This window comes from Paenibacillus sp. A14 (genome assembly GCF_036864815.1).
Classification (GTDB): domain Bacteria; phylum Bacillota; class Bacilli; order Paenibacillales; family Paenibacillaceae; genus Fontibacillus; species Fontibacillus sanfengchensis.
In genome coordinates this window covers 1-1,051 of sequence record NZ_JBAGJD010000031.1, presented here as the reverse complement: position 1 = coordinate 1,051, position 1,051 = coordinate 1, and the positions used below count along the sequence as shown (strand labels likewise).

General features: G+C 51.4%; 2 tRNA genes and 3 rRNA genes. All 5 read right to left on the bottom strand.

Annotation, left to right across the window (positions count from 1 at the left end):
* A 23S ribosomal RNA gene (locus tag V4U88_RS26905) occupies positions 1-137 on the bottom strand; the annotation flags it as partial.
* A gap of 344 nt (positions 138-481) precedes the next feature.
* Positions 482-557, bottom strand: a tRNA-Ala gene (locus V4U88_RS26900).
* Between the two features lie 39 nt (positions 558-596).
* Positions 597-673 (bottom strand) — tRNA-Ile (locus tag V4U88_RS26895).
* Positions 674-712: 39 nt separating this feature from the next.
* Positions 713-829, bottom strand: a 5S ribosomal RNA gene (gene rrf, locus V4U88_RS26890).
* A 103-nt stretch (positions 830-932) separates the two neighbouring features.
* Positions 933-1,051, bottom strand: a 16S ribosomal RNA gene (locus V4U88_RS26885); the annotation flags it as partial.

Here is a 1,051-nt window from a genome sequence, read left to right as displayed (position 1 = left end):
TCCAGCCGGGTTTCCCCATTCGGACATCCCCGGATCAAAGCTTGCTTACAGCTCCCCGAGGCAGTTTCGTTGTTCGCCACGTCCTTCTTCGGCTCCTAGCGCCTAGGCATCCTCCGTGTGCTCTTAGCAGCTTAACCAATTCGCTCCGGTTTTGCGCTGTCCTCTCCTCGTTCGTCGCTTACTGACTTGCTCTCGCAAGCAGCCGCGCACTACCTAAAGTTCGGTCATCCCAAAACCTTCGCTCTGTAGTCACTACCTTTATTAAACTTGTTAAACACAAGTTCAGCTAAAAGAGTTGTTTCTAAAACGCAAATTTCGTTTCGTTATCCAGTTTTCAAGGATCAATGACGAAATGTTGTAACAATCACACAAGGTGATGTCCAATATTTCAGCAGATTCTTTCGCCGTTTTACCGGCGGAAGACTATCTTATCATCTCCTGCCTTACCGTTCAACCGGTAAGTCATGGAAGTGATGTTGTATGGTGGAGCCAAGGAGGATCGAACTCCTGACCTCCTGCTTGCAAGGCAGGCGCTCTCCCAGCTGAGCTATGGCCCCATATATAACTCCAGCCTCAAGTTTCGATTATGGAGTGAATGGTGGGCCCTAGTGGACTCGAACCACCGACCTCACCCTTATCAGGGGTGCGCTCTAACCAGCTGAGCTAAGGGCCCATAATCAATTATTCAATTGCAAACCCTGTTAAGGGGTGCGCTTGGCAACGTCCTACTCTCCCAGGACCCTTCGGTCCAAGTACCATCGGCGCTGGAGGGCTTAACGGTCGTGTTCGGGATGGGTACGCGTGGAACCCCTCCGCCATCGCCACCAAACGCGCGAGAGTTGAACTCTCAAAACTGACCAACGAGTGAGTAAGTTTGCTAACTCAAGGTTAGCTATTTGAATGTTCTCGTTGCAGAGAACGATTCTCCATAGAAAGGAGGTGATCCAGCCGCACCTTCCGATACGGCTACCTTGTTACGACTTCACCCCAATCATCTACCCCACCTTCGGCGGCTGGCTCCTTGCGGTTACCTCACCGACTTCGGGTGTTG